The sequence below is a fragment of the Winogradskyella sp. ABM4_392 genome (assembly GCF_056160445.1).
In genome coordinates this window covers 220,123-245,481 of record NZ_JBSWXE010000003.1, presented here as the reverse complement: position 1 = coordinate 245,481, position 25,359 = coordinate 220,123, and the positions used below count along the sequence as shown (strand labels likewise).

Sequence of the window (25,359 nt, the reverse complement as noted above, 5' to 3'; positions counted from 1 at the left end):
TGCGAAAAATTAGGGCTTGATAATAGAATTTAGTTGTAACTATTTGATTTAGGCAAAAATAAGTTAAAAGTGTTATATATTTTCTTACAGTGAGGATGAAATTTTATAAATCTTCATCAATGTCTATGTCTTCTAGTAATTCTTTAGAATCTTCAAGATTTTCTTCATCACGTTGTTCTAATTGCTCAATGTCACCTACTTCTGATGTATAAAAAACACTTTTGTAAATAGTAAGAGCTAAAGCAATTATGACCATTAAAAAAATATATTGGATAGATTTTGTTTTGGTTTTGTCTTTCTTAGACATAAAAACAATTAATAAACCACACACAAAGGCCACTATAATTGGTATTACAGCAAGATTTGAGAGCGGTGTAACGGCTAAGACAACTGCTAAAACCGCAGCTATAAATCCTAAAATGATAATTAATTTCTTTCCCATAACATTTTAATGTTTTAAACCAGTTGCAGATTGTATTTTTAATTCTCCATTACCAACAGGAATTTTAAATTTTGCGTAAACAGGAATTTTGTTTTCGTCAGCAGTTAACCATAGTAAATTAGAATTAGAACCCTTAAGAACATCACTGCCTTTAATTGATATTGCCAATTTGTAACATTCTTTAGATCCTATCTTGGTAGAAATAGTTTCTTTACTAACATATTTTAATGTAATGGTAGTTTCTTTATTGTCAAACAGTACCGTAAAGTCTTGTTGATCACCAGGATTCGCTTTGTGAATGTCTAAATTTCTTATGTAATACAATGTGCTTACAATGTCTTTTGTAGAAGCGTTGATTTTTACATTTTTGTTTTCATCCCAAGTTGTACCATCTTTTCTCTTTTTACGCTTTAAGCTTTTTACCAATTTTGCTTTATGGTTATACTTATATTGCATAAATTTATAATAACCACCTTCACTAATGTCTCTTTTATACAAATAAGGGGTTAGTGTTTTTGGATTTACATAACTTTCGTATAAGTCTCTAATTTTAAAGAAATTATCCCATTTTTTATAAGTCGCTGCAGTACACTTTAAACGCATAAGCGTACTTTTTGAAGTTTTTACTTCACTGGTTTCCATTTTAACTTCTGCAATATCGGTTAATATACCAGACATATTATACGATGCTGAAAAGACTAATTTTTCACCGAAAGCAATTGTATTGTTTTGGGCTGTTATAGACAATCCACATAAAAGTGTAAGAACAAAAAAGTATTTTTTCATAAAGATTGATTTGTGATAATAACGAAATATGTAGCATATATTGTGCCGAAAATACAATGCATTATTCAATGTTGCTAATTTTATTTAAAAATCACTGACAAACATTTTTAAAAAAACTAGATAAAAATCTTTGGCTACATCAAAAAGGGTTTTATATTTGCATCCGCAATTGGAGAAATGGCAGAGTGGTCGAATGCACTGGTCTTGAAAACCAGCGAGGGTCACACCTCCGGGGGTTCGAATCCCTCTTTCTCCGCCAAGATTTATTCAAAATCGAGCAAAGTCCTGTAAACACTATGTTTACGGGACTTTTTAGTTTCTACAAAACATCAAAAAGTGTATTAAAAACCATTCTGTTGGTGACCTTTTGGGTGACCTTTTTAAAACCTTTTTTAGGTCACCTATTTGTTAATAACTACATATAAATCAATTAGTTAAATACAAAATAACACCTAATTATTTCGTAAATTAATGTATAATTTTAAAGGTCACCAGAATGAACAAAACATTTGGATTATTATTCTACTTGAAGAAAAGTAAGGTAGATGCACAGGGCAAATGCCCTATTTATCTTCGTATTACCATAGATGGTAAACGTACAGAAATCAGTACAAAACGCAGTATTGAAGTTAATAAATGGAACAGTCAAGGCAATAAAGCAATTGGAAGAACTGAAGATATAAGAGAGCTTAACGCCTATTTAGATTCCCTTACTACAAAAGTATATCAAAGTCAAAGAGACCTAATTCAAGACAATAAAGAGGTCACTACAGAAATCCTAAAGAATAAGTTTTTAGGTATTGAAGAAAAAGAGCGTACACTCATAACAATTTTTGAAAACCATAATACACAAGTAAAAAAGTTAGTAGGTAGAGAATTTTCAGCAGGTACTTTAGAGCGCTACAAAACCGTATGCAAACATCTTAAAGAATTTATGCAGCATCAGTATAAAGTAAGCGATATAAGTATTAAGCGAGTAAACCACCAATTTATAACAGACTTTGAGTTTTACTTAAAAACCGTTAGAAACTGCGGACACAACAGCACCATTAAATACATAAAGAACTTCAAAAAAATAGTGCGTATTGCTTTGGCTAATGGTTGGATAGCAAAAGACCCTTTTTTAAATTACAAAGTACGTTTAAAAGAAGTTGAACGTCAATTCCTATCAGAAGAAGAAATACAAGATATGCTCGATAAAGAATTGCATACACCAAGATTGGAGCAAGTAAGAGACATATTTATTTTCTGTTGCTTTACTGGTTTAGCCTATAGCGATGTTAAGAAGCTCTCAAAAGATAATTTGGTATTTGGTATTGATGGCGATAAATGGATTAAAACAAAGCGTACCAAAACAGATACACGCAGTAACATTCCACTACTTCCAACAGCTTTAGATATTATAAAGAAATACGAAAACCATCCAGAGGCAGTAACAAAAGGTGTTTTACTTCCAGTGTTGAGTAATCAAAAGTCTAATGCTTACCTCAAAGAGATAGCTGATTTATGCAAAATAAATAAAAACCTAACCACGCATTTAGCTCGTCATACGTTTGCTACTACGGTAACTCTCTCAAATGGTGTACCTATGGAATCGGTCAGTAAAATGTTAGGTCATAAATCACTTAAAACAACCCAACACTATGCTAAAATATTGGATAGAAAAGTGAGTGATGATATGGCAATTTTAAAGCAAAAGTTCGCTAATAAAAGTAATGTAGAAGCATCCAAGCGATTAGCTAATTAGGAGATATAAACATTACTTTTTATTGAATTGGCTCTACATTAAGTCGAACCCTTGTAAACGCCTATAAAATCAAGGGTTTTTCTGTTAAAATATAGTGCATAAATGTTAATAAGTTTGTTTTAACTAAAGTTCAAAATGTAGTAAATTAACACAATATAAATCAGGCGTTTATGCCTTTTAATACGTTTTATAAGAAAATGACATTTGAAGTAATTACAAAGGATGATTTAAAGACTCTTAAACAAGAAATCATCACAGAACTGAAGACAATTTTAGGAAGCCAAACGGAGCAAAAAAAGTGGTTAAAATCAGCAGACGTAAGAGAGATGCTTAACATCTCACCAGGTACGCTACAAAACTTACGTGTAAACGGCACACTACCCTTTACCAAAATGGGTAAAACAATGTACTATGAGTATGACGATGTAGTTAGAATTTTAACCCAAAACAAAAGTGCATAATGAGATTATACATACCAGAGAATTTGGATGTCGACCAATTGATGTATGATAATCCACCGAATTTTAAAAAATACGGATGCAAAAGAGATAAGCTACTTTATATTATTCATTTAATAAATGCGCTACCTCTTTATAACAAAGACTTAATGTTTGATGGCTTTGTACCATTAAACTCTAAACTCTTACAAGATAAAATATCTAATTATAAGGAGTACATAGATTATCTATTGCACGACTTAAAAATAATTGAGACTGATGGACAATATATACCAGTCTTTAAATCCAAAGGGTATCGTTTAGTAGATGAATACAATACAGCGATTACTTCAACAGCTGTGACAGATTTTACTTTTTATAGAAAACTAAAAGTAGAACGAAACAATAGAGAAGCTTCTGTTAAGCACCTTGACTATTTAACAAAGTGGTTTAATGATAAGTTAGAAATTGATATTGATTACGTCAATGAATTTTTAGCACAAGAATTTAAATTAAAAGATAATAACGAACAGTTAAAGGATTATGATAGAAGTCGTAAAAAATTCAAAGAACCTATATCACAATTAAACCACGCAAAAATTAGCGCAGAAAAAATAGGTCGTCAAGATTATTATTTATTGCACGATGATAATGTGTATCGCTTTCATTCCAACCTTACTAATATGAGGAGCGTTATCAGAAATGCAGTAACGTATGATGGTCAAAAATTAATTTCGATTGATATTAAAAATAGTCAACCTTATTTAAGCACCATATTGTTGAGTCGTTCGTTCTGGATTGAGCAAAAAAATGAGCCAAATGCACAAAAAGAGTTGTCAATCACGTTTGACGAGCCCAAAAATCGACCTTTTTATTCTTTTAATAGTATAAATGATAATATTTATAAGGTTAATGGTAATATTAATGATAGAATGAATATATCACATATCAAAGTACACGATACTGATTCTTACATTATGTTAGGAGATATTGATAAAACCCTTATGAATAGTGAGTTTAGTCAGTATATAAATCTTGTGGTGAGTGGAACACTTTATGAGTTTTTAGAAGAACGCTTTTCAATCCTTTTAGGTGAAACCTTTGCTAACCGCAAAGAGGTTAAAACAGCAGTATTCCAAGTGCTATTTACAGATAATAGGTTTTTGGGGCAAGAGGATGCAAAACCAAAGAAGATGTTTAAGGAGATGTTCCCAAACGTATATGATGTGTTTAGACAGATTAAGAGTAAAGACAAATCACTACTTCCAAGATTGTTGCAGAGTATTGAGAGCTACTTAATGATAGATGTTATAGCAAAGCGTATATCAGCAGAATATCCAGATGCACCAATATATACAATACACGATAGTATTTCTACAACAGAAGAATACATAGACGTGGTTGAGGCTATAATGAAAGAGGAGTTATCTAAAGCCATAGGTCACGCACCTAAATTAGCTCGTGAGGAATGGTGTAAGAGCAATATGGTAAAGTATCTCGAAACCTTAAAGGAGAAAGCAAAGGTTGTGGCATAAATAATCCAAGATAATCCAAGACAGCTAAAGTAGGTTGTATTAAGTTCGTACATTAAAAAACAGATGAGTATAGAAGATTTAAGATTGAGAGCAAACGGTGAATATGAAATCAAAATATTTCAAATTGATACTACGCATAGAGATATTAAAGGCTTAACTAATCATCAAATAGTCAATACCCTTGTAAAACACCACAAAACAAGAATTGATGAAACAGAATCTATAAATGTAGAATTATTACCCAAGGTAATAGATGGTGTTCACTATTACACATACGTCTACAACGAAAAAGAAAAAAAAGCACATTGGGATAGTTTTTTACCTACCACATTATCAGAGAACCTTGACTTCACAGTTCTAAAAATATCATTTGTGTTGTTTGCTTGTATAGACAATAAAATATTTGCTGTTATTGGAGGAGGTGGTACAATGGTTATAAAGGCATTTCAAAATCATCGTTTTGGATTGGAGTTTTATGAATATCTAACAACTCTTGATGAAGAAATTGTCTCACTTACAACAAGAGGTATTTCTGGGACATTAACCCAAAGTAATAGAATTTTTAAGGAAGGCCAACGATTAAGTGATGTTCTAAATTTTGTAAATATTCCTACGAGTATTAATTTAATTTTAAAAGATGCTATTAGAGATACATATTTTGATTTTATAGATTTTGGAGATAAAAATGTACAATTAGAAATTGCTTCATATTTTCACATAAAACATAGAATCTCATTTGCAGAATTGCATTTACTATTTAAGAGAATTAATGAAATTATAGATACCCAAACAAGAAGACCTTTAACATCATTTGTAGAAATTAAAGAAAGAGGTTTAACAGATAGTGAATTTGTAAAAATCTTAATGATTGAGCTTCGTGATGATATGTTAAATAGATTTTCTCAAACAAGAGGGCAAAACCCTAAAAAAGCCGATATAGATTTTGTTCATCCATCTAAAATAAAGCAGTTCTATGAGTGCGATAGATTTGAGATAAAGATGAAAGGGCAACGCAAAGACTTTTTAGAAGTTAAGGATAGAAATAAAATTTATGAGGATGGTCTAAAATATATTTTTAATCAACTTGATTTAAATGCAAGCCAAGTAGATTTTAACAAACTAATGTGGGGATTAAAAGTTGAAGGATTTAAGGGAAATCAAAAAAAGAAATATGTATGGGCAAACTTTTGGCATTATGTGACCTGTGAACTACAATATGAAAATAAGCCTATATTTCATATAGATTCTAAATGGTATTTTGTAAAAGATGATTTTACAGACTCTATGAATCAATTATGTAGTCAAATGATTAATAGACATCATTCTCAAAGAAATATTTTATTTAACCCTTGGATTTCAAGTAGTGAAGATGCCTATAATTCTCTTTACAGAAATGAGCCTAATTATTGGGTTTTTGATAAAGCGTTAGGGCAGAATATTGAGCTATGCGATATTATGTATGAAAGTGATGATACAATTTATCTTATTCATATTAAAACAGGTTTTGATGCTAAAATTCGTGATTTATGTAACCAAATAGTTATTTCGGCCAATAGGTTTATGATTTCTCGTAATTCTGGAGATAATGCATTTGTCAATGATGTTATAGATAGCTATAATAGAAGAGCTGATAATGTTGGTTATGAGATTGCAGATAAGGATTCATTTATTCAAAAATTTGCTACAGGAGGTAAAGAAATAGTGTTTGTAATGGCATTTAAGTCAGATACACAACGTGTTCCTGTCATTAGAAATAATGTCGAAAAGTTAGAGTCTAATATTGCTAAATTCTCTTTAATTCAATGTATCAGGGAAATGAGCACTTTTAATTATCCCATTGAGATAATAGAAATAAGTAATTCTTAATATGTATATGGTACTAAAAGACTTAATAAAGAGAAAACTAAAGCTGTAGCTTAAATAAAATATTTGCACAACCATTGCATCTCTAAATTTTTATCTTTGTAACTGTGAAATTTGTAACAATCATATTATCCTTAATAATACTATTGCTTTCGGCAAAACCTTGTTCTGATGGTCAAAACATAGAAGACCAACATCAAGACGAGATAAGTGTTAATCACAACCATCAAGAAGATAGTGACGATTCTTGTCCTGTCACTTGTATTTGTAATTGTTGTGGTATGTCTATTACTTACGAACCAATCAAAACATTTAATTTAAAACTCAATATAGAAATTTCAACGGAGCTAATTTCTACATACCAACCTATTTATAGGTTTAATTTCCTTTCCAATATTTGGCAACCGCCACAAGTAATAAGCTAAAGTAACACGATTTTAAATCAATTATTTAGTTAATTACAATTATAATTCAATGAATAAATACATATTGAGCATAAAGCTCATATTAATACTTTGCCTATCATTACAGGCACAAACATCAGACATACAAATTAAAGTCATCACAGAGGCAGAAAATGAGCCTTTAATGGGTGCTACGGTTTACTTTGAGGCATTAGAAAAAGGTGCAGTTACCAATTTTGATGGTGTCGCAGAATTTACAGAAATACCAGAAGGCGAACATCAAATAGTAATTTCCTTTTTAGGTTTTGAAACATTAGAAACCACAATTCAAATTCCAAGTAATACAGAATTAGTGTTTAAGCTAAAAGAAGGTGGTAACGAATTGGATGCTGTCGTATTACAATCTACAAGAAGTACAAGAACAGTAAGAAAAATACCTACACGTATAGAGTTTATTGGTGCAGAAGAATTGGGAGAAAAAGCAATAATGAATCCTACCAATATTTCTATGGTGTTACGTGAAAGTACAGGAATTCAGATGCAACAAACATCATTAAGTAGTGGAAGTACTAATATCCGCATTCAAGGATTGGATGGTAGATACACACAACTATTAAGAGATGGATTTCCATTATATGGTGGTTTTTCAAGCGGATTGAGCATTTTACAAATACCACCTTTAGACTTGCAACAATTTGAGATAATCAAAGGAAGTTCTTCTACACTTTATGGCGGTGGTGCAATAGCAGGATTGGTTAATATGGTTTCTAAAACACCAGATGAAGAACCTGCTTTGGATATTATGCTAACGCAAACCCAAGCATTAGGAAGTACAGCTAATATCTTCTATAGTAAAAGAGATGAGAAATTTGGTTTTTCACTCTATGGTTCTGGTCACTATCAAAAAGCATACGACCCAGAAGATGATGGCTTTAGCAACCTACCAAAAACAACATCAATTTCTTTCAACCCTAAATTGTTTTATTATCCATCGGATAAAACAACACTTTGGTTTGGATTAAACGGAACATATGACGATAGAATTGGTGGTGATATAACTAAAATTGAAAATGGTGAAGATGGTATTCATCAATATACAGAAGAAAACAACTCAAAACGATTAAGCAGTCAATTTGTATATCAAACACAATTAGATTCCGTTAGTTCATTAGAGTTTAAAAATAGTGTCTCTTTTTTCGATAGGAACTTAACTGTTCCGGATTTCAATTTTGATGGCAAACAAACAAATACGTTTACTGAAATATCTTATAATACAGCATCAGAAAATACGGATTGGATAGTTGGAGCTAATCTATATACCTCAAATTTCGATGAAAATGATAACGCACCATTACAAAGAGACCAAAAAGATGTGACCTTTGGAGCATTTGCAAATAATATTTACGACATATCGGATAATTGGATATTAGAAACAGGATTAAGAGCAGATTATAATACGGATTTCGGTTTCTTTCCACTTCCAAGAATTTCATTACTTTATAAAAACAATAGTGGATTTTCAAGTAGAATTGGTGGAGGTTTAGGGTATAAGATTCCAGATATTTTTACAGAAGAAGCAGAGTATATCAATTTTGAAAATGTGCTTGCTATAGATAAATCTACAGTAGATGCAGAACGTTCTTATGGTGTTAATTTTGATTTGAATTATCAAACTCGTCTATCTGATGAGATTGGTTTTTCGATAAATCAATTATTCTATGTTACCGCTATTAATGATGGATTGCTTTTAAATTCAACAGATAACGGATTATTTCAGTTTGAAAATGCACCAGATGAAATCTTTAGTAAAGGAGCAGAAACCAATATAAAATTTACATACAAAGACTTTAGATGGTTTTTAAACTATGCACTTATTGATACCAAACTAAATTATTTACCTGGTAATCCACAAAAGCCATTAACAGCAAAGCATAACGCAGGTAGTGTTTTAATGTACGAATCTGAAAAATGGCGTATTGGTTATGAAACCTTTTATACAGGAAAACAATTCTTATCCAATGGTACAGAAACTACAGACTTTGTAACTATGGGTTTATTGGTGATGCGTAATTTTAAATTAGGAAGTGTATTTGTGAATTTTGAGAATTTTACAGATAGAAGACAAAGCAGGTTTTCACCTTTAGTTTTACCGCCACACGACAATCCTGTTTTTCCAGAGATTTATGCACCTACAGATGGTTTTATATTTAGTGTAGGTCTTATTATTAAACCATTTGGAAACGAAGACCACGATTAAATATGGAAACAATAGAACAAGTATTAGAGTCAAAAAATATTCGTGTTACAGCAATGCGTATGTTAATTTATAAGTTTCTTGCAGAAAAAGAGATAGCGGTAACATTGAGTGATATTGAAAATGCTTTTGAAAAAGCAGATAGAACTACCTTGTACAGAACTATTAAAACTTTTGAAGAAAAGGATATTGTGCATCAAATAGACGATGGCACAGGGATAACAAAATATGCGTTATGCGAAAAGGGATGTAATTGTGATATAAAAACCGATTTACACTTACATTTCCATTGTAACAATTGCAATGAAACCATTTGCCTAACAGAACATAAAATACCGCAAATTAAAGTACCTGATGGTTTTGTGTCAGAGAATGTAAATTTGGTGGTAAAAGGTATTTGCGATAAGTGTAGTGGCTAATAATTGCACTTCCATTGCACTTACTATTAAAGTACATTTATCCAAAATTAGTGAATATGAAGTTTAATACTAAAATACCTAAACATCTTAAACAGGCGTATAACGAAGAATTAAAACTATACAGTTTCTGTTTAGAAAATAAGCATTTTGGCAATGCTTGGTATCATTTAGAACGCAGTCATATCATAGGGCAATCTTATCCAATAGAACATACCTATTCACATTGGTTAATGCTAAAATTTGGATTTAGACAAAAAGATACTAAAGAAGTAATAGGTCAAATAGTTAGGTTGTTTGTGGGTGGCTGGAAATCATTTATAAATCACGTTCCACTTGGTAATACAGGTGGAGCAAACGTGCCACCATTAAAACGGATGCCTATTCCCAATGACATTGAAAAATTATTAGATATTAAATGAAAAAAAAGAAAGTCAATTTAAGAGATTTAAAACCAAATTCAGAAGAACAACATTCTCACGATGATGGTCACGACCACGGAGATGGAAGTGCATTCAAGACATACATTCCTGCTATTATAAGTTTTGTTATGTTAATGGTAGGTATCGCTGTAGATTATTTTGATGCGATTCCTCAATTTGAAGGATTGATTCGAGTAGTTTGGTACACTTTAGCATATATTCCAGTTGGATTTCCTGTAATTAAAGAAGGATGGAAAAGTCTTATAAAAGGCGATGTTTTTACCGAGTTCTTTTTAATGTCTATTGCCACCATTGGTGCGTTTATCATTGGTGAATATCCTGAAGGTGTGGCAGTAATGCTATTTTATGCAGTAGGAGAATTATTTCAAAACGCAGCAGTTAATAGAGCAAAAGGAAATATTAAAGCCTTATTAGATGTTCGACCAAAAGAAGCCAATGTATTTCGTGATGGTGATTATGTTAGTGTGTCGCCAGAAGCTGTAAATATTGGTGAAAAAATACAAATTCGAGTAGGTGAGAAAATACCGTTAGATGGGATTTTATTATCCGAAAAAGCATCTCTAAACACCGCAGCGTTAACAGGCGAGAGCAAACCAGATTCCATTCAGAAAGAAGCAAAGGTTTACGCAGGTAGTATCAATTTAGAAAGCGTTATTGAAGTTGAGGTAACTAATAAGTTTGAAGACAGTTCTATTGCGAGAATATTAGATTTGGTTCAAAATGCTACAGCTCGTAAGTCTAAAACAGAACTATTTATTAGACAGTTTGCTCGTATCTACACACCAATTGTTGTGTTTTTAGCTATTGGTGTTACTTTTATACCTTACTTTTTTGTAGATGATTATGTGTTTAGAGATTGGTTATACAGAGCATTAATTTTCTTGGTAATATCTTGTCCTTGTGCCTTAGTGATTTCAATTCCATTAGGATATTTCGGTGGATTGGGAGCAGCTTCAAAAAATGGAATATTATTTAAAGGTGCTTCATTTTTAGATGCTATGACCAAAATAAATACTTTGGTAATGGACAAAACAGGAACCGTTACCAAAGGTGTTTTTAAAATCAAAGAAGTAAAAGCAATTGGTTGGAATGAAACCGAATTTATGCAATACTTAATGGCGTTGGAAGAACAATCCACGCATCCAATTGCTAAAGCCATTTTAGAGTACAAAGCTGAAGGAGAAGATTTTGAAGCACAAGACGTTTCTGAAATTGCAGGTAAAGGTTTAAAAGGCGTTGTTAATGGTAAAACAGTTTTAGTAGGAAATAAAGCCTTAATGACTGCGAATAATATAAATGTTCCATCTGAAACGGAATCTATTGTAGAATCGATAGTATTAGTTGCAATCGATAATCAATTTGCAGGTTATGTAGTCATAGCAGATGAATTAAAGGAAGATGCAAAAGAAACAATTACAGATTTACATAAAGTAGGCATTAAAAATATTATGATGCTTTCTGGTGATAAAGATTCTATAACTCAACAAGTCGCTAAAGAGTTAAATATTGAAAATGCTAAAGGTGGTTTACTACCAGAAGATAAATTAAAGGAAGTAGAAATTTTAAAGAAGTATCCTGAAAATAAAGTAGCTTTTATTGGTGATGGTATTAACGATGCACCTGTTTTAGCAGTAAGTAACGTTGGTATTGCGATGGGTGGTTTAGGTAGTGATGTAGCTATTGAAACAGCAGATGTCATTATTCAAACAGACCAACCATCTAAAGTAGTGAGAGCCATTAAAATTAGTCGTTCTACACGTAAAGTAGTTTGGCAGAATATCATTTTAGCTTTTGGTGTCAAAGTGATTGTTTTGATTTTAGGAGCAGGTGGTTTAGCTACAATGTGGGAAGCAGTATTTGCAGACGTAGGCGTGGCATTATTAGCAATTTTAAATGCTGTTAGATTACAGAAAATGAAATGGAGTTAAGCATTAAACTTCTGTTAATTAAACAGGTATTTGTTAAAATTTCGTAACTTCGCATTTACAATGAAACTAGTATTCCATAAAATAATGTCTTTGTTAATGGCTTTTGTAGTGTTATTCTCTACAATGTCTTTTACTATGAATATGCATTATTGTGGTGATACTTTAGTAGAAACTGCTATTTTCCATAAAGCTAAAGGTTGCGGAATGGAAATGGAAAAACCTTCAACTGAAAGCTGTTCAATTACAAAGAAAAATTGTTGTGATGATAAGCAATTAGCTATTGAAGGTCAAGACGAACTACAACTACAATTAGACAAAATTACGTTTGAGCAACAGGTATTCATAGCTTCATTAGTTTACACCTATATCAACCTTTTTGAAGGGTTAGATAACAATGTATCTTCTTATGAAGAATACAAACCACCACTCGTCGTCAGGCAAATCTTCAAGATTGACGAGACTTATTTAATTTGATTTTTAAACATTAGACTGTTTTATCCTATAGCTTTATGCTATGTGGATAATTTGTTGTATTCGGTGTTGTCCTAACACCAATGTCTAACTGTTTAATTATCAAAACCAATGCTAAACAAAAGCATCAAATTCTTAATAGAAAACAAACTCGTAGCAATTCTGTTACTCGTCCTTTTCGTTGGATGGGGAACTGTAAATGCACCTTTCAATTGGGATACAGGTTTTTTACCAAGTAATCCGGTAGCAGTCGATGCTATTCCAGATATAGGTGAAAATCAACAAATTGTATTTACCAAATGGGATGGTCGTTCACCACAAGATATAGAAGACCAAATTACCTATCCATTAACCACATCCTTACTTGGTATTCCAGGAGTAAAAACCATACGTAGCTCGTCTATGTTTGGCTTTTCAAGTATCTATATCATTTTTGAAGAAGACATAGAGTTTTATTGGAGTCGAAGCCGAATATTAGAAAAACTAAATTCCTTACCAAGCGGCTTATTGCCAGATGGAGTTAATCCTGCATTGGGTCCAGATGCTACAGGATTAGGTCAAATATTTTGGTACACACTCGAAGGTCGTGATGAAAACGGAAATGTAACGGGTGGTTGGGATTTACACGAATTACGTAGTATTCAAGATTACTATGTAAAATATGCTTTATCCTCTGCAAGTGGTGTTTCCGAGGTTGCATCTATTGGTGGTTACGTGCAAGAATACCAAGTGGATGTAAACCCAGAACTAATGCGACAATATAATATTGGTTTGCACCATATTGTTAAAGCAGTTAAAGAAAGTAACCGAGATATTGGAGCACAAACATTAGAAATCAATCAAGCCGAATATCTGGTACGTGGTTTGGGTTATGTGAAATCCATAGCAGACATCGAAAATGCAGTAGTCACTTCAGAAGATTATACTTCAATTAGGATAAAGGATATTGGTAAAGTTTCATTAGGTCCTGCAACAAGACGTGGTTTATTAGATAAAGAAGGTGCAGAGGTTGTTGGTGCTGTTGTGGTGGCTCGTTATGGCGCAAACCCAATGGAAGTTATCAATAATGTGAAAGAGAAGATTAATGAATTAAGTGCAGGATTACCTTCAAAAGTATTGGCGGATGGTAGAACTTCCCAAGTAACAATAGTCCCATTTTATGACAGAACAGAACTGATACAAGAAACTTTAGGTACACTCAATGAAGCATTGACTTTAGAAATCTTAATTACCATCCTGGTAATTATCATTATGGTATTTAATCTTCGAGCTTCCATACTAATTTCTGGACTTTTACCAGTAGCGGTTTTAATGGTGTTTATTGCGATGAAACTCTTTGGTGTTGATGCTAATATTGTGGCATTATCAGGTATTGCTATTGCTATTGGTACAATGGTCGACGTAGGTGTCATACTATCAGAAAACATTATAAGGCATTTGGATGAAAACGAAAATGTCATTCCGACAGAGCAAGGAACGAGCGACGAGGAATCTCATAAAAAGTTACCCATAAACACAGTAGTCTATAACGCAACAGCTGAAGTGTCTGGTGCAATCGTAACCGCAGTTATGACAACTATTATCAGTTTCATTCCTGTATTTACAATGATTGGAGCGGAAGGAAAACTATTCAGACCATTAGCCTTCACAAAGACTTTTGCATTAACAACTTCTATAATAGTAGCGTTGTTTTTAATTCCACCGTTTGCTGCATTTTTATTCAGAAAGAAAAACATCAAAAACACTTTTAAATATGTTTTAAATGGTGTTTTAATAGCATTGGGAATCGTAGCCATAGTCTATGGATATTGGTTAGGATTAATTTTAATTGCGTTTGGGATTACAGCATTTCTCAATCTTCAAAGTAAGATAACAGACAAGCAAGCTAATCTTATCAATATCATTATTTCGGTATCAGCTATTGTATTCTTGTTAGCCGAATATTGGAGACCATTAGGCGTTGATAAAAGCATTTTTTGGAATCTCATTTTTGTGAGTGTTATTTGCTTTGGTTTATTAGGTGTTTTCTCATTATTTATAAAATACTACACACGTATTTTAAGGTGGTGTTTAGATAATAAGTTATTGTTTTTATCTGTACCAACGGCTATTGTAATTGCAGGTTTTTTCATTATGAAAAATACAGGCAAAGAGTTTATGCCCTCATTAAATGAAGGCTCATTTCTACTAATGCCAACCTCGATGCCTCATTCTGGCGTGGAAGAAAATAAACGTGTTTTACAGCAATTGGATATGGCAGTAGCCAGTATTCCAGAGATTGAAACCGTAGTTGGTAAAGCAGGTAGAACAGAATCAGCGTTAGACCCAGCACCTTTGTCGATGTATGAAAATATCATTCAGTATAAACCAGAATATATGCTGAATGAAAACGGAGTACGCCAACGCTATAAAGTCAATGATGATGGTGAATATGTGTTAAAAAACGGAATGTCATTGCGAGCGGAACAGCGTGAAGCGTGGCAATCTCTTAAAGCAAAAGAACAACTCATTCCAGACGATGATGGCGAGTTTTACCGAAACTGGCGACCAGAAATACAATCACCAGACGATATTTGGAACGAAATTGTAAAAGTCACCAAATTACCAGGTGTCACATCAGCACCAAAATTACAACCTATTGAAACCCGATTGGTAATGCTACAAACAGGTATGCGAGCACCAATGGGAATCAAAATAAAAGGACAAGATTTAAAAGAAATCGAAGCTTTTGGAATGCAGTTAGAAACCATTTTAAAAGAAGCTGAAGGAGTAAAGGATGAAGCCGTTTTTGCAGACCGTATTGTAGGTAAACCGTATTTACTTATCGATATTGACCGAGAAAAAATTGCACGTTACGGTGTAAGTATTGAAGAGGTGCAAAACGTATTAAAAGTAGCTGTTGGTGGTATGTCCTTAACCCAAACCGTTGAAGGTCGTGAGCGTTATGGTGTACGTGTGCGTTATCCAAGAGAATTACGAGCAAATCCAACCGATTTGCAACAAATTTACGTGCCTGTTGAAAAAGGCAGTCCTGTACCTTTAAGCGAATTGGCAACCATTCGTTATGAGCAAGGTCCACAAGTGATTAAAAGTGAAGACACCTTTTTAGTGGGTTACGTGTTGTTTGATAAACTAGATGGTTATGCCGAAGTCAATGTAGTTGAAAATGCACAGGCAATGATTCAAAGTAAAATTGATTCAGGTGAATTAATAGTCCCAAAAGGCATTAATTATCAATTTACAGGAACTTACGAAAACCAATTACGTGCCGAAAAAACCTTATCGGTAGTTGTACCATTAGCATTGGCAATCATTTTCTTAATTCTGTATTTCCAATTTCGTTCAGTAGGGACATCACTAATGGTATTCACAGGTATTGCAGTTGCTTTTGCTGGTGGTTTTGTAATGATATGGCTCTATGGTCAAGATTGGTTCTTAAACTTCAATGTCTTTGGTGAAAATCTGCGCGATTTATTTCAAATGCACCCCATTAATTTAAGTGTAGCGGTTTGGGTTGGGTTTATTGCACTATTTGGTATCGCAACCGATGATGGAGTTGTAATGGCAACTTATTTAACACAAACATTTGATAGAAATACACCAGAAAATAAAAAAGAAATCAGAGCATCAGTAGTAGAAGCAGGAGAAAAACGTATTAGACCTTGTTTAATGACAACTGCTACTACCATATTGGCATTATTACCAGTATTAACATCTACAGGAAGAGGTAGTGATATTATGATACCTATGGCAATACCAAGTTTTGGTGGAATGTTAATCGCTTTAATAACACTATTTGTAGTCCCTGTTTTATATAGTTGGAAAGCAGAAGTTAAACTTAAAAGAACAGTATAATGAAACATATAAAATCACACATAAAGTCAGTCATTTTTCTTTGTTTTTTAATCTTTGTTCTCAAAGGAAATGCGCAACAATTAGATGTGCTCATTAATGAAGCATTAGATAACAACCCTGAAATTCAAAAATTTGAATTGCAATACAAAAGGGTTTCAGAAAAAGTAAATGAAGTAAATACGGTTCCTAATACAGAATTTGGAGTTGGTTATTTTGTAAGTGAACCAGAAACTCGAACAGGTGCGCAACGCTTTAAGGTGTCTGCAAAACAAATGTTACCGTGGTTTGGTAATATTTCGGCAAGAGAAAATTACGTGAGTTCGTTAGCAGATGTTAAGTATGAAGATATTGTAATTGCGAAGCGAAAACTAATGTCTTCAGTTTCACAATCTTATTATAGACTATATGCTAATAAAGCAAAACAAAAGGTATTAACAGAGAATATCAATCTGTTAGAAACTTATGAAACAATGGCTTTGACTTCTGTTGAGGTTGGTAAAGCATCAGCGGTTGATGTATTGCGTTTACAAATGCGTCAAAACGAAATGCAACAACTCAAAGATGTGTTGCAACAACAATTTTTAGCAGAACAAACTAACTTCAATAATCTATTGAATAGAGGTAATGATGTTACCGTGAATGTGGTAGATAGTTTAATGATACCTTCTGAAGACTTTGATATTACTTTTGAAAAATTAGTATTACATCCTGAATTACTAAAATTTGATAAACTCTATCAATCCATAGAGCAATCAGAATTATTGAATCAAAAAGAAAGCAGTCCAATGATTGGTTTTGGGTTAGATTATATCAATGTTTCCGAAAGGCCAGATATGAATTTCTCGGATAACGGTAAAGATATTGTAATGCCTATGGTATCGGTATCAATCCCAATTTTCAATAAGAAATACAAGTCTATTTCCAAACAAAACGAATTGGAACAGCAAGAAATTAATTATCAAAAACAAGAGCGTTTAAACAGTTTAAAAACCGTGTTAGATAAAGCTATAAACGACCGAATTTCAGCAAGAATAAGTCATAAAACAGCAATAAAGAACCTGAAACAAGCTAAAGATGCAGAACAAATTCTTATCAAAAGCTATGAAACTGGCACGATTGATTTTAATGATGTTTTGGATATTCAGGAATTACAATTAAAGTTTCAAATCAATCAAATAGAATCGGTTAAGGGTTATTATTTACAGAGTACTATTATTAATTATCTAATTCAATAAAAAATGACACATACATATAAAATAACAGGAATGACCTGTGGCAGTTGCAAAGCTTCTGTAGAAAAAAGTTTAGAAAGCATTGACAATGTTACTAATGTTGAAGTTAATCTCGAAAAAGGAGAAGCTGAAGTTACAATGAGTAGCCACGTTGCTACAGAAACACTGAAAAAAGCGTTATCTGAAAAATATACACTATCTGAAAAGAAAGAAAAGAATGTGTTTGCTTCTTCAAGTATGTCGGCAATGCCAATGGAAGAAGAAAAAAGCAAACTACAGCAATTAAAGCCCTTACTACTAATCATCTTTTATATAGCAACCGCAAGTGTATTATTGCATTATAAAGATTGGAGTTGGAGTGCTTTTATGCTCGATTTTATGGGCTTATTCTACATCGTGTTTAGCTTTTTCAAAATGTTAGATTTAAAAGGCTTTCCAGAATCATTTAAAATGTACGACCCATTAGCAAAACGAGTCCCTGCTTATGGTTGGGTATATCCTTTTATCGAAACAGCTTTAGGATTAATGTTTTTAATGCGCTTTAAAGTAGAAATTGCTTTAATAATAACACTTGTTGTTTTAGGTATTACAACTGTTGGAGTTACTAAAACATTATTGGATAAAAAATCGATTAGATGTGCTTGTTTAGGTACAGCTCTGAAACTTCCTATGACAGAAGCCACTTTTATTGAGAATGCCATTATGATTGTAATGGCAGTATTAATGCTAATAAATTAAATAATAACCACTAAAATTTTAAAAATATGAACACGCAAGAACACAAAAACAACGAAAATGGAATGAGTAATTACACGAAGTTTTTTTTAATGTTAGGCTCATCATTCATAGCAATGTATATCACAATGTATTTAAACACCTATGAATTTGACCACGTATGGTTTAGTCTCACACGTTTTTATATGGTTTGTTTGGGTATTGCCACAATGGCTTTGATTATGTTCTTTTTTATGAAAAATATGTACAAGAATAAAAAGAAAAATATGGGTATAGTCATAGGTAGTATTGCACTATTTGCAATTGCTTTAGGATTAGTACGTGACCAAAAATCAACTGTTGGAGATGTTCTATGGATGAAAGCTATGATACCACATCATTCCATAGCAATATTAACAAGTGAAAGAGCAGACATAAAAGACCCAGAAGTCAAGAAGTTGGCAGAGGATATTATTAAAGCACAGAAGAAGGAGATAGAAGAAATGAAAGTAATGATAAATCGTTTACAGAATGAAAAATAATAAAACGGTCATATACATAGGATTACTCGCAGTAGGTTTGCTTTTGGGTTGGTTACTTTTTGGTAGTTCATCAAACGAGGAGACAGAACATAATCACAATGAAGTTTCAGAAACCAATCAAATGTGGACCTGTTCAATGCATCCACAAATTATGCAACCAGAACCAGGTGATTGTCCTATTTGTGGAATGGATTTAATTCTTGCCGAAAGTGGAAGTGATGGCCTGTTAGCAGACCAATTCAAATTAACCGAAAATGCGATGGCTTTAGCCAATATTCAAACAACTGTTGTAGGCAAAGGAAATGTTGATGGCAACACCCTTAAATTATCTGGTAAAATTGCTGAAAATGAAGAAGCTAATGCAGTACAAGTCAGTTATTTTTCGGGTAGAATAGAACGTTTGAATATCAGTTTTACAGGAGAAGAAGTCCGTAAAGGTCAATTACTAGCAACCATTTATTCGCCAGAATTGTATGCAGCACAACAAGAGTTAATTACAGCATCGTCTTTAAAGGAATCACAACCTGCATTGTACAAAGCGGTTCGTAATAAATTGAAGTTATGGAAGCTATCTGAACATCAAATCAATCAGATTGAAGAAACTCAAAAAATAAAAGAAAACTTTCCAGTTTATGCAACCGTTTCAGGTACAGTTACCGAAAAATTAGTAGAACAAGGCGACTACATCAAACAAGGTCAACCATTGCTTAAAATTGCAAATCTCAATACGGTTTGGGCAAACTTTGATGTATATGAAAATCAAATCGATTTATTTAAAAAGGGACAAGAAGTTTTAGTGACTACAAACGCTTATGCTAATAAGGAATTTAAAGGGAAAGTCGATTTCATTGAACCAATATTAAATACCAAAACAAGAACAGTAACCTTACGTGTGGTGCTTAATAATAAAAACGATGTATTTAAACCAGGAATGTTTGTAACCGCCAATATTGAACGAGTTTCAAGAAGTAATGATGAGGTATTAACAATCCCAGCATCTGCTGTACTTTGGACAGGTGAACGTTCTGTTGTCTATTTAAAAACCAATCCAGACCAAACCGTTTTTGAAATGCGTGAAGTTGTTTTAGGGAATCAAATTGGTAATGAATATGAAGTTTTAGAAGGATTATTTGTTGGAAATGAAATCGTAACTAACGGAACATTTACTGTAGATGCTGCTGCACAACTACAAGGCAAAAAATCAATGATGAATAAGCAAGGTGGTAAAACAATGACAGGTCACGAAGGTCATTTAGGTATGGATAATAATTTAAAAAATGAAAGCGACCATACTTATATGAATGAACGCTTAAAAGTGTCAGGGAAATTTCAAGAGCAATTAAAAGAGGTATACTATGATTACATCAATTTAAAAGATGCTTTAGTAAAAGAAGACTCAAAAGGTAGTTCAAAAAATGCAACTACTTTACTATCAAATTTGGGTAAGATAGATATGAAATTGCTTAAAGATGAAGCACACAATCATTGGATGTCATTAATAGATGAGATAAAATCTTCTACAACTTCAATAGCCGGTTCACAAGACATTAAAACCCAAAGAAATCACTTTAAACACTTGTCTTCACATTTAATAAAAGCGGTTCAAATATTTGGTGTAAAAGAAAAGGTATATGTAGAATTTTGCCCTATGGCAGATAACAATAACGGAGCCTATTGGTTAAGTAAAGAAGAACAAATCTTGAATCCATATTTTGGTGATGCAATGCTTAAATGTGGTGAGGTTAAACAAACAATAGAATAAATAAACACAGATAATAAATAAATTTTTAAACAATGAAAAAAGTAATTTTAAGTGTAGCTGTAATAGTAGCTATGGGATTAACAAGTTGTAAAAACGAAACTAAAAAAGTTGAAGAAAATACAACAACTGAAGTGTCAAAAGAAATTGCAATGACAGATTTATCGTTTGGTGTAAGAGGTAATTGCGGTATGTGTAAAAATACCATTGAAAAAGCAGCCAATAGTGTTGAAGGTGTTACTGCTGCAAACTGGGATAAAGACAAAAAGAAAATAGATGTATCTTTCGATAGTTCTAAAACAGATGCAATGGCAATTCATAATGCAATCGCAGCTTCAGGTTATGACACTGAAAAAGTAGCAGGAAACGAAGAAGCATACGATGGTTTACCAGGTTGTTGTAAATATGACCATAATATGGCTATGAATCAGTCTGGAGAAATAAAAGCTGATGACCATTCAAATCACGACCACTAAATAACAGTAAAAGAGTCTTTTTCGGAAGGCTCTTTTTTTATTCCCCACAACCCAAAACCCAGTTTTTTCGTGCCTCAAAATCCTCTGTCTTTTGTATTGTTCCGCTCACCTAACAAGTTTAGCGTTTTTTTGTCTTTTAGGTAATAGCATATTACAGCTTTGGTTTTTCATAAAATCAAACCAAACAGCAATAAGCTATTCTGTTATTATTCTATCATAAAACCCTAAACTCACCCAAGCTATGTTACATAATGCGTAGTTATAGCAACTAAAAGCGCTATAACGGTCATTATGTAAAATATCCGCTATAGTCAACGCTCAATTTAGAACTTAAAATCAAATTTAGAGCTATATTGAAACAGTAGTAAGATGAGGTAAGTTAAAATATTAGTTATCTCATTCATCTGCACAAAACCATCGTTAAGTCCAAGTATTCCTTATCTCAAGTCTTTGTTTGTTTCATTTCGTTAACAAATATCAAGTAACATACAGCTATAATTGAAAACCTTTAAATTGTGCTTAACTTGAAAATGCAGTACATAATAAAATAAAAAAAGATAGCAAATATAGGTAGCTACCTAATGCCAACGCTATATGCTATAAAGGTCAAGCCCTAAAGGGTTTTAAATAAAACTTTTTTCAAAATAGTTCTTCTATTTCATTAAACGTATTAACATAAAAAACTTTTATTCAAAAACCTTGACAGCATCATCCACGCTACCAAAGCATCAGCTTTCTTTTTTTGTTTTCTTTAAAAAAATAATAGTAAAAAGAAAAAGCCCTATGATACAAAACCATAGGACTCTTTCAGCTTCAAAGGTCAGAATGAAACTTATGCTACTTCTACGATATTTAAAACGTTATATGCGCCATTTTTAAGCGGATATTGAACACCGTTAATCTCTTGAAAGAACTCAACCAAAAGCAAGTAAATATCGTTTCCTGTACCTGTTGGCACACCTGCTGGAGTTAGTGTTTGCGATGCAGAAGTCGAATCAATTGCAATATTTACAGTCGGACTGTACTCAATCGCATTATCTGTAGTATCGAAGTCAACTTTTAGATAAGCCGATGTAAAACTAACGTGAGTCGCACCACTTGGATAAGCAATATCGTTTGTTGGTGTTAAATTTGGGATTGAAATTTCACCTGTAGAACCATCAACACTAAAAGGAGCAAATAAAACAGCACTTAAAATAGCTCTATTATTGAAATCAAAGCCTTTTAAAGCAGCTTTACCCTCTGGTGTTGCTAATCCTGTAGCTACATTTCTTTCGCCTCTTATAGAACTTGTATCAAAGTTCTTAATTTTTGTCATTACTTGCGTAACACGACTTGAAACACGATTATCTTTTGCTTTAATCATTAAGTTTCTTGCAGAAGTTCTTAACAACTTACCAGAAGATGCAGAACTTCCAAATTCAGAACCATTTTCACGAGTACGCTCAAAAGCAGGATCGTTTTGAATACGCTCTTTTGAAACACCGCTTTTAGTCTTTACTAAATAGCCTTCTTTACCCTTGTAAAACGTCAAATTATCTAACGTTCCTTCGAGTTTAATAATACCTTTTAACTTTGCCATAACAATACGTTTTTTAATGATGAATAATCAAATATACGTGCTATAAAGCATCAATGTTTATAAGCACTTCCGTACTGTTTACAACTTGCCAAAACTTCCGAAATAGATAGTTTTTTCACTGCGATAATTGTCGTATATTGTATATAAGAGCTTTAGAGCTACGGTATAGCTAAAGTATAGTTAGAGTATTAATTTTAAATTTTGAGCCAATGAGCAGAATCTGTATTTACCCTAAAGACGTTCAAATAGTAACAGGTAAAAGTGAGCGTTATGGTAGGTCAATTATCAAGAAGATAAAAGACCACCTAAACAAAGAAGCTCACCAATTAGTTACTATTGATGAATTTTGCGACTTTATGGGCTTTGAAATCAGTAAAGTACGAGGATTAATCAAGTAAATTTCGTATCTTTAAGACAAGGTTTTAAAGGTGACCTATTAGGTGACCTCATAATGGTACAGGACTGAAACATCGATAAATAAAGACGCTGAGAAAGAGGTTCACTTACCTCTTTCTCCGCAAAAGAGTTCCAAGAAATAGGAGCTCTTTTTTTGTTTATAGTATATCTTTGCAACAAAAAAGAACATGTCTATAATCGAAAAATTGAAGTGGCGTTATGCAACAAAAAAGTTTGATACTACAAAAAAACTATCTAAAAATCAGATAAATACTTTAAAAGAAGCATTTAATCTTACTGCATTATCCTATGGTTTACAAACTCTAAAATTGGTCATTGTTGAGGATAAAATTTTTAGGGAGCAGTTGGTAGAACATTCTTATGGTCAGCGCCAAGTGGTTGATGCATCACATTTATTAGTCATTTGTATTCAAAATGAAATTAACGAAGATGATGTTGACACTCATTTTAATACTGTAAAAAATATTAGACAAACACCAGAGGAAATTTTAAATCCATTTAGAGATGGTCTTAAATCTACTATCCAAAATATGACTATCGACAAAAAAACCGATTGGGCTACTAGACAAGCTTATATTACATTGGGTAATTTAATGACAGTTTGTGCGGTAGAGCAAATAGACAGCTGTCCTATGGAAGGTTTTGTTTCAGATAAAGTAGATAGTATTTTAGAATTAGACAAATATGGTTTAAGTTCTGTGCTTTTATTTCCTGTAGGTTTTAGGGCAGACGATGATATGTTTGCTAATCTCAAAAAAGTGCGATTACCATTGTCAAAAACCATTATAGAGTTATAATTAAGCTTTTTATAGTGCTTCAAAAGTTTATATTTGTTTAAATTAAAATCAAAAAATTTATGCCTGGATTTGAGTTAATCGGTGACTTAGAACGTAAAGAAGTTAATGATGTTTTAGATAATGGAGTCTTAATGCGCTATGGATTTGATGGTATGCGAAATGGCCATTGGAAAGCCAAAGAACTTGAACAAGAGCTTACTAAAACCTTTGATTCGAAATTTGTTCAGTTGGTATCGAGTGGAACAGCTGCTGTCTCGGTAGCCTTAGCTTCTGCAGGAGTAGGTGCTGGTGATGAAGTAATTATGCCAACATTTACCTTTGTGGCTAGTTTTGAAGCGATAATGATCCTTGGTGCAATTCCTGTATTAGTAGATATTGACGATACTTTAACTCTCGATCCAAAAGCGGTAGAAGATGCTATTACTCCGAAAACAAAAGCAGTTATGCTGGTACAAATGTGTGGAAGTATGGGTAATATGGATGCACTGAAGGTAATTTGTAATAAGCATAATCTAATATTTGTAGAAGATGCGTGTCAAGCCATTGGCGGAAGTTATAAAGGTAAGCCACTTGGAAGTATAGCTGATCTAGGCTGTTTCTCGTTCGATTTTGTAAAAACTATTACATGTGGTGAAGGAGGAGCTGTAGTAACTAATAATAAAGACTATTACACTAATGCCGATCATTATTCAGATCATGGTCATGACCATATAGGAAAAGATAGAGGTGCAGAAACACATCCTTTTTTAGGCTATAATTTTAGAATATCAGAGTTAAATGCTGCTGTTGGTTTGGCACAAGTAAAACGATTGCCAGAGTTTATTACTATTCAAAAACGAAACTATTCGATTATAAGAGAAGTATTAACTGATATTCCAGAAGTTACATTTAGAACAGTCCCTGAAGGAGGTGAAGAGAGCTATGCCTTTTTAAATTTCTTTTTACCAGATTTAGAATCTGCACGAAAAGTATCCCAAGGTTTCAAAGACAATGGTATAGATGCTTGTTTTCATTATTACGATAACAATTGGCATTACATAAGGAAATGGGATCATCTTAAGGAACTTAAATCATTATATCCAATTTCTAAAGAAGTTAAAGACGGACTTCAGTATTTAAAAACTAAGACTTTTGAGCAGTCTGATACTTACATCGCCAGAAATATCTCTTGTTTAATAAAATTATCTTGGACAGAGGAAGAGGTTAAAGAAAGAGCCGAAAAGATGGCACAAGTTATTAAATCTATCTAATTATTAAAT

The 25,359-nt window shown here is 32.7% G+C and carries 22 protein-coding genes and 1 tRNA gene; 20 read left to right on the top strand and 3 right to left on the bottom strand.

Annotation, left to right across the window (positions count from 1 at the left end; genetic code table 11):
• Positions 1 to 103: 103 nt before the first annotated feature.
• Together ACXAFS_RS09755 and ACXAFS_RS09750 are read right to left on the bottom strand one after the other, a co-directional pair.
• Positions 104 to 442 (bottom strand): FUSC family protein, encoded by a 339-nt coding sequence (locus ACXAFS_RS09755; protein WP_475306647.1) that lies wholly within the window; start codon positions 440 to 442, stop codon positions 104 to 106.
• Between the two features lie 6 nt (positions 443 to 448).
• A complete protein-coding gene (locus ACXAFS_RS09750; protein ID WP_475306645.1) occupies positions 449 to 1,228 on the bottom strand; it encodes a DUF3108 domain-containing protein in 780 nt (259 codons plus the stop codon).
• A gap of 171 nt (positions 1,229 to 1,399) precedes the next feature.
• Here ACXAFS_RS09750 and ACXAFS_RS09745 point away from each other — a divergent pair.
• From ACXAFS_RS09745 to ACXAFS_RS09665, 17 genes are all read left to right on the top strand, one after another.
• Positions 1,400 to 1,487, top strand: a tRNA-Ser gene (locus ACXAFS_RS09745).
• A 237-nt stretch (positions 1,488 to 1,724) separates the two neighbouring features.
• Complete coding sequence (locus ACXAFS_RS09740; protein ID WP_475306643.1) at positions 1,725 to 2,975, top strand: site-specific integrase; 1,251 nt, start codon at positions 1,725 to 1,727, stop codon at positions 2,973 to 2,975.
• A 170-nt stretch (positions 2,976 to 3,145) separates the two neighbouring features.
• Positions 3,146 to 3,436, top strand: coding sequence for a helix-turn-helix domain-containing protein (locus tag ACXAFS_RS09735; protein ID WP_475306641.1), 291 nt, complete (start codon positions 3,146 to 3,148; stop codon positions 3,434 to 3,436).
• Positions 3,436 to 4,947, top strand: coding sequence for a hypothetical protein (locus ACXAFS_RS09730; RefSeq protein WP_475306640.1), 1,512 nt, complete (start codon positions 3,436 to 3,438; stop codon positions 4,945 to 4,947). Before ACXAFS_RS09735 ends, ACXAFS_RS09730 begins: the two co-directional genes overlap by 1 nt.
• Before the next feature lie 63 nt (positions 4,948 to 5,010).
• A complete protein-coding gene (locus tag ACXAFS_RS09725) occupies positions 5,011 to 6,813 on the top strand; it encodes a DUF6119 family protein (RefSeq protein WP_475306639.1) in 1,803 nt (600 codons plus the stop codon).
• A 104-nt stretch (positions 6,814 to 6,917) separates the two neighbouring features.
• The gene (locus tag ACXAFS_RS09720) at positions 6,918 to 7,235 is read left to right on the top strand and encodes a DUF6660 family protein (RefSeq protein ID WP_344730117.1); all 318 of its coding nucleotides are present in this window, start codon (positions 6,918 to 6,920) and stop codon (positions 7,233 to 7,235) included.
• A gap of 49 nt (positions 7,236 to 7,284) precedes the next feature.
• Complete coding sequence (locus tag ACXAFS_RS09715) at positions 7,285 to 9,471, top strand: TonB-dependent receptor (protein ID WP_475306637.1); 2,187 nt, start codon at positions 7,285 to 7,287, stop codon at positions 9,469 to 9,471.
• Between the two features lie 2 nt (positions 9,472 to 9,473).
• Positions 9,474 to 9,887, top strand: coding sequence for a Fur family transcriptional regulator (locus ACXAFS_RS09710; RefSeq protein ID WP_079738441.1), 414 nt, complete (start codon positions 9,474 to 9,476; stop codon positions 9,885 to 9,887).
• Positions 9,888 to 9,943: 56 nt separating this feature from the next.
• Positions 9,944 to 10,306: a DUF3703 domain-containing protein gene (locus ACXAFS_RS09705; protein ID WP_079738442.1), complete on the top strand. Its 363-nt coding sequence runs from the start codon at positions 9,944 to 9,946 to the stop codon at positions 10,304 to 10,306.
• Positions 10,303 to 12,255, top strand: coding sequence for a heavy metal translocating P-type ATPase (locus ACXAFS_RS09700; protein ID WP_475306636.1), 1,953 nt, complete (start codon positions 10,303 to 10,305; stop codon positions 12,253 to 12,255). The genes ACXAFS_RS09705 and ACXAFS_RS09700 overlap by 4 nt, the downstream gene beginning before the upstream one ends.
• 60 nt (positions 12,256 to 12,315) lie before the next feature.
• Complete coding sequence (locus ACXAFS_RS09695) at positions 12,316 to 12,729, top strand: HYC_CC_PP family protein (protein ID WP_475306634.1); 414 nt, start codon at positions 12,316 to 12,318, stop codon at positions 12,727 to 12,729.
• Positions 12,730 to 12,837: 108 nt separating this feature from the next.
• Complete coding sequence (locus ACXAFS_RS09690; protein ID WP_475306633.1) at positions 12,838 to 16,581, top strand: efflux RND transporter permease subunit; 3,744 nt, start codon at positions 12,838 to 12,840, stop codon at positions 16,579 to 16,581.
• A complete protein-coding gene (locus tag ACXAFS_RS09685) occupies positions 16,581 to 17,816 on the top strand; it encodes a TolC family protein (protein WP_475306632.1) in 1,236 nt (411 codons plus the stop codon). Before ACXAFS_RS09690 ends, ACXAFS_RS09685 begins: the two co-directional genes overlap by 1 nt.
• Positions 17,817 to 17,819: 3 nt before the next feature.
• Positions 17,820 to 18,551 carry a heavy-metal-associated domain-containing protein gene (locus ACXAFS_RS09680; RefSeq protein WP_279301686.1) on the top strand — a complete coding sequence of 244 codons (732 nt, stop codon included), beginning with the start codon at positions 17,820 to 17,822 and terminating at the stop codon, positions 18,549 to 18,551.
• A gap of 26 nt (positions 18,552 to 18,577) precedes the next feature.
• A complete protein-coding gene (locus tag ACXAFS_RS09675; protein WP_238673321.1) occupies positions 18,578 to 19,069 on the top strand; it encodes a DUF305 domain-containing protein in 492 nt (163 codons plus the stop codon).
• A complete protein-coding gene (locus ACXAFS_RS09670; protein ID WP_475306630.1) occupies positions 19,059 to 20,831 on the top strand; it encodes an efflux RND transporter periplasmic adaptor subunit in 1,773 nt (590 codons plus the stop codon). The genes ACXAFS_RS09675 and ACXAFS_RS09670 overlap by 11 nt, the downstream gene beginning before the upstream one ends.
• A gap of 32 nt (positions 20,832 to 20,863) precedes the next feature.
• Positions 20,864 to 21,304: a heavy-metal-associated domain-containing protein gene (locus ACXAFS_RS09665; protein ID WP_475306629.1), complete on the top strand. Its 441-nt coding sequence runs from the start codon at positions 20,864 to 20,866 to the stop codon at positions 21,302 to 21,304.
• Between the two features lie 832 nt (positions 21,305 to 22,136).
• On the opposite strand, the gene ACXAFS_RS09660 is transcribed toward ACXAFS_RS09665, so the two are convergent.
• Positions 22,137 to 22,886, bottom strand: a complete 750-nt coding sequence (locus tag ACXAFS_RS09660; RefSeq protein ID WP_418513541.1) for a hypothetical protein — start codon at positions 22,884 to 22,886, stop codon at positions 22,137 to 22,139.
• Positions 22,887 to 23,095: 209 nt separating this feature from the next.
• On the opposite strand from ACXAFS_RS09660, the gene ACXAFS_RS09655 reads away from it, so the two are divergent.
• The 3 genes from ACXAFS_RS09655 (at position 23,096) to ACXAFS_RS09645 (ending at position 25,350) form a co-directional block, all read left to right on the top strand.
• Positions 23,096 to 23,284: a hypothetical protein gene (locus tag ACXAFS_RS09655; RefSeq protein ID WP_279301690.1), complete on the top strand. Its 189-nt coding sequence runs from the start codon at positions 23,096 to 23,098 to the stop codon at positions 23,282 to 23,284.
• A 186-nt stretch (positions 23,285 to 23,470) separates the two neighbouring features.
• Entirely contained in the window at positions 23,471 to 24,100 is a 630-nt protein-coding gene (locus ACXAFS_RS09650; protein ID WP_475306627.1) for an NAD(P)H-dependent oxidoreductase, read from the top strand.
• 59 nt (positions 24,101 to 24,159) lie between these two features.
• Positions 24,160 to 25,350 (top strand): DegT/DnrJ/EryC1/StrS family aminotransferase, encoded by a 1,191-nt coding sequence (locus ACXAFS_RS09645; RefSeq protein WP_475306626.1) that lies wholly within the window; start codon positions 24,160 to 24,162, stop codon positions 25,348 to 25,350.
• Positions 25,351 to 25,359 lie beyond the last annotated feature (9 nt).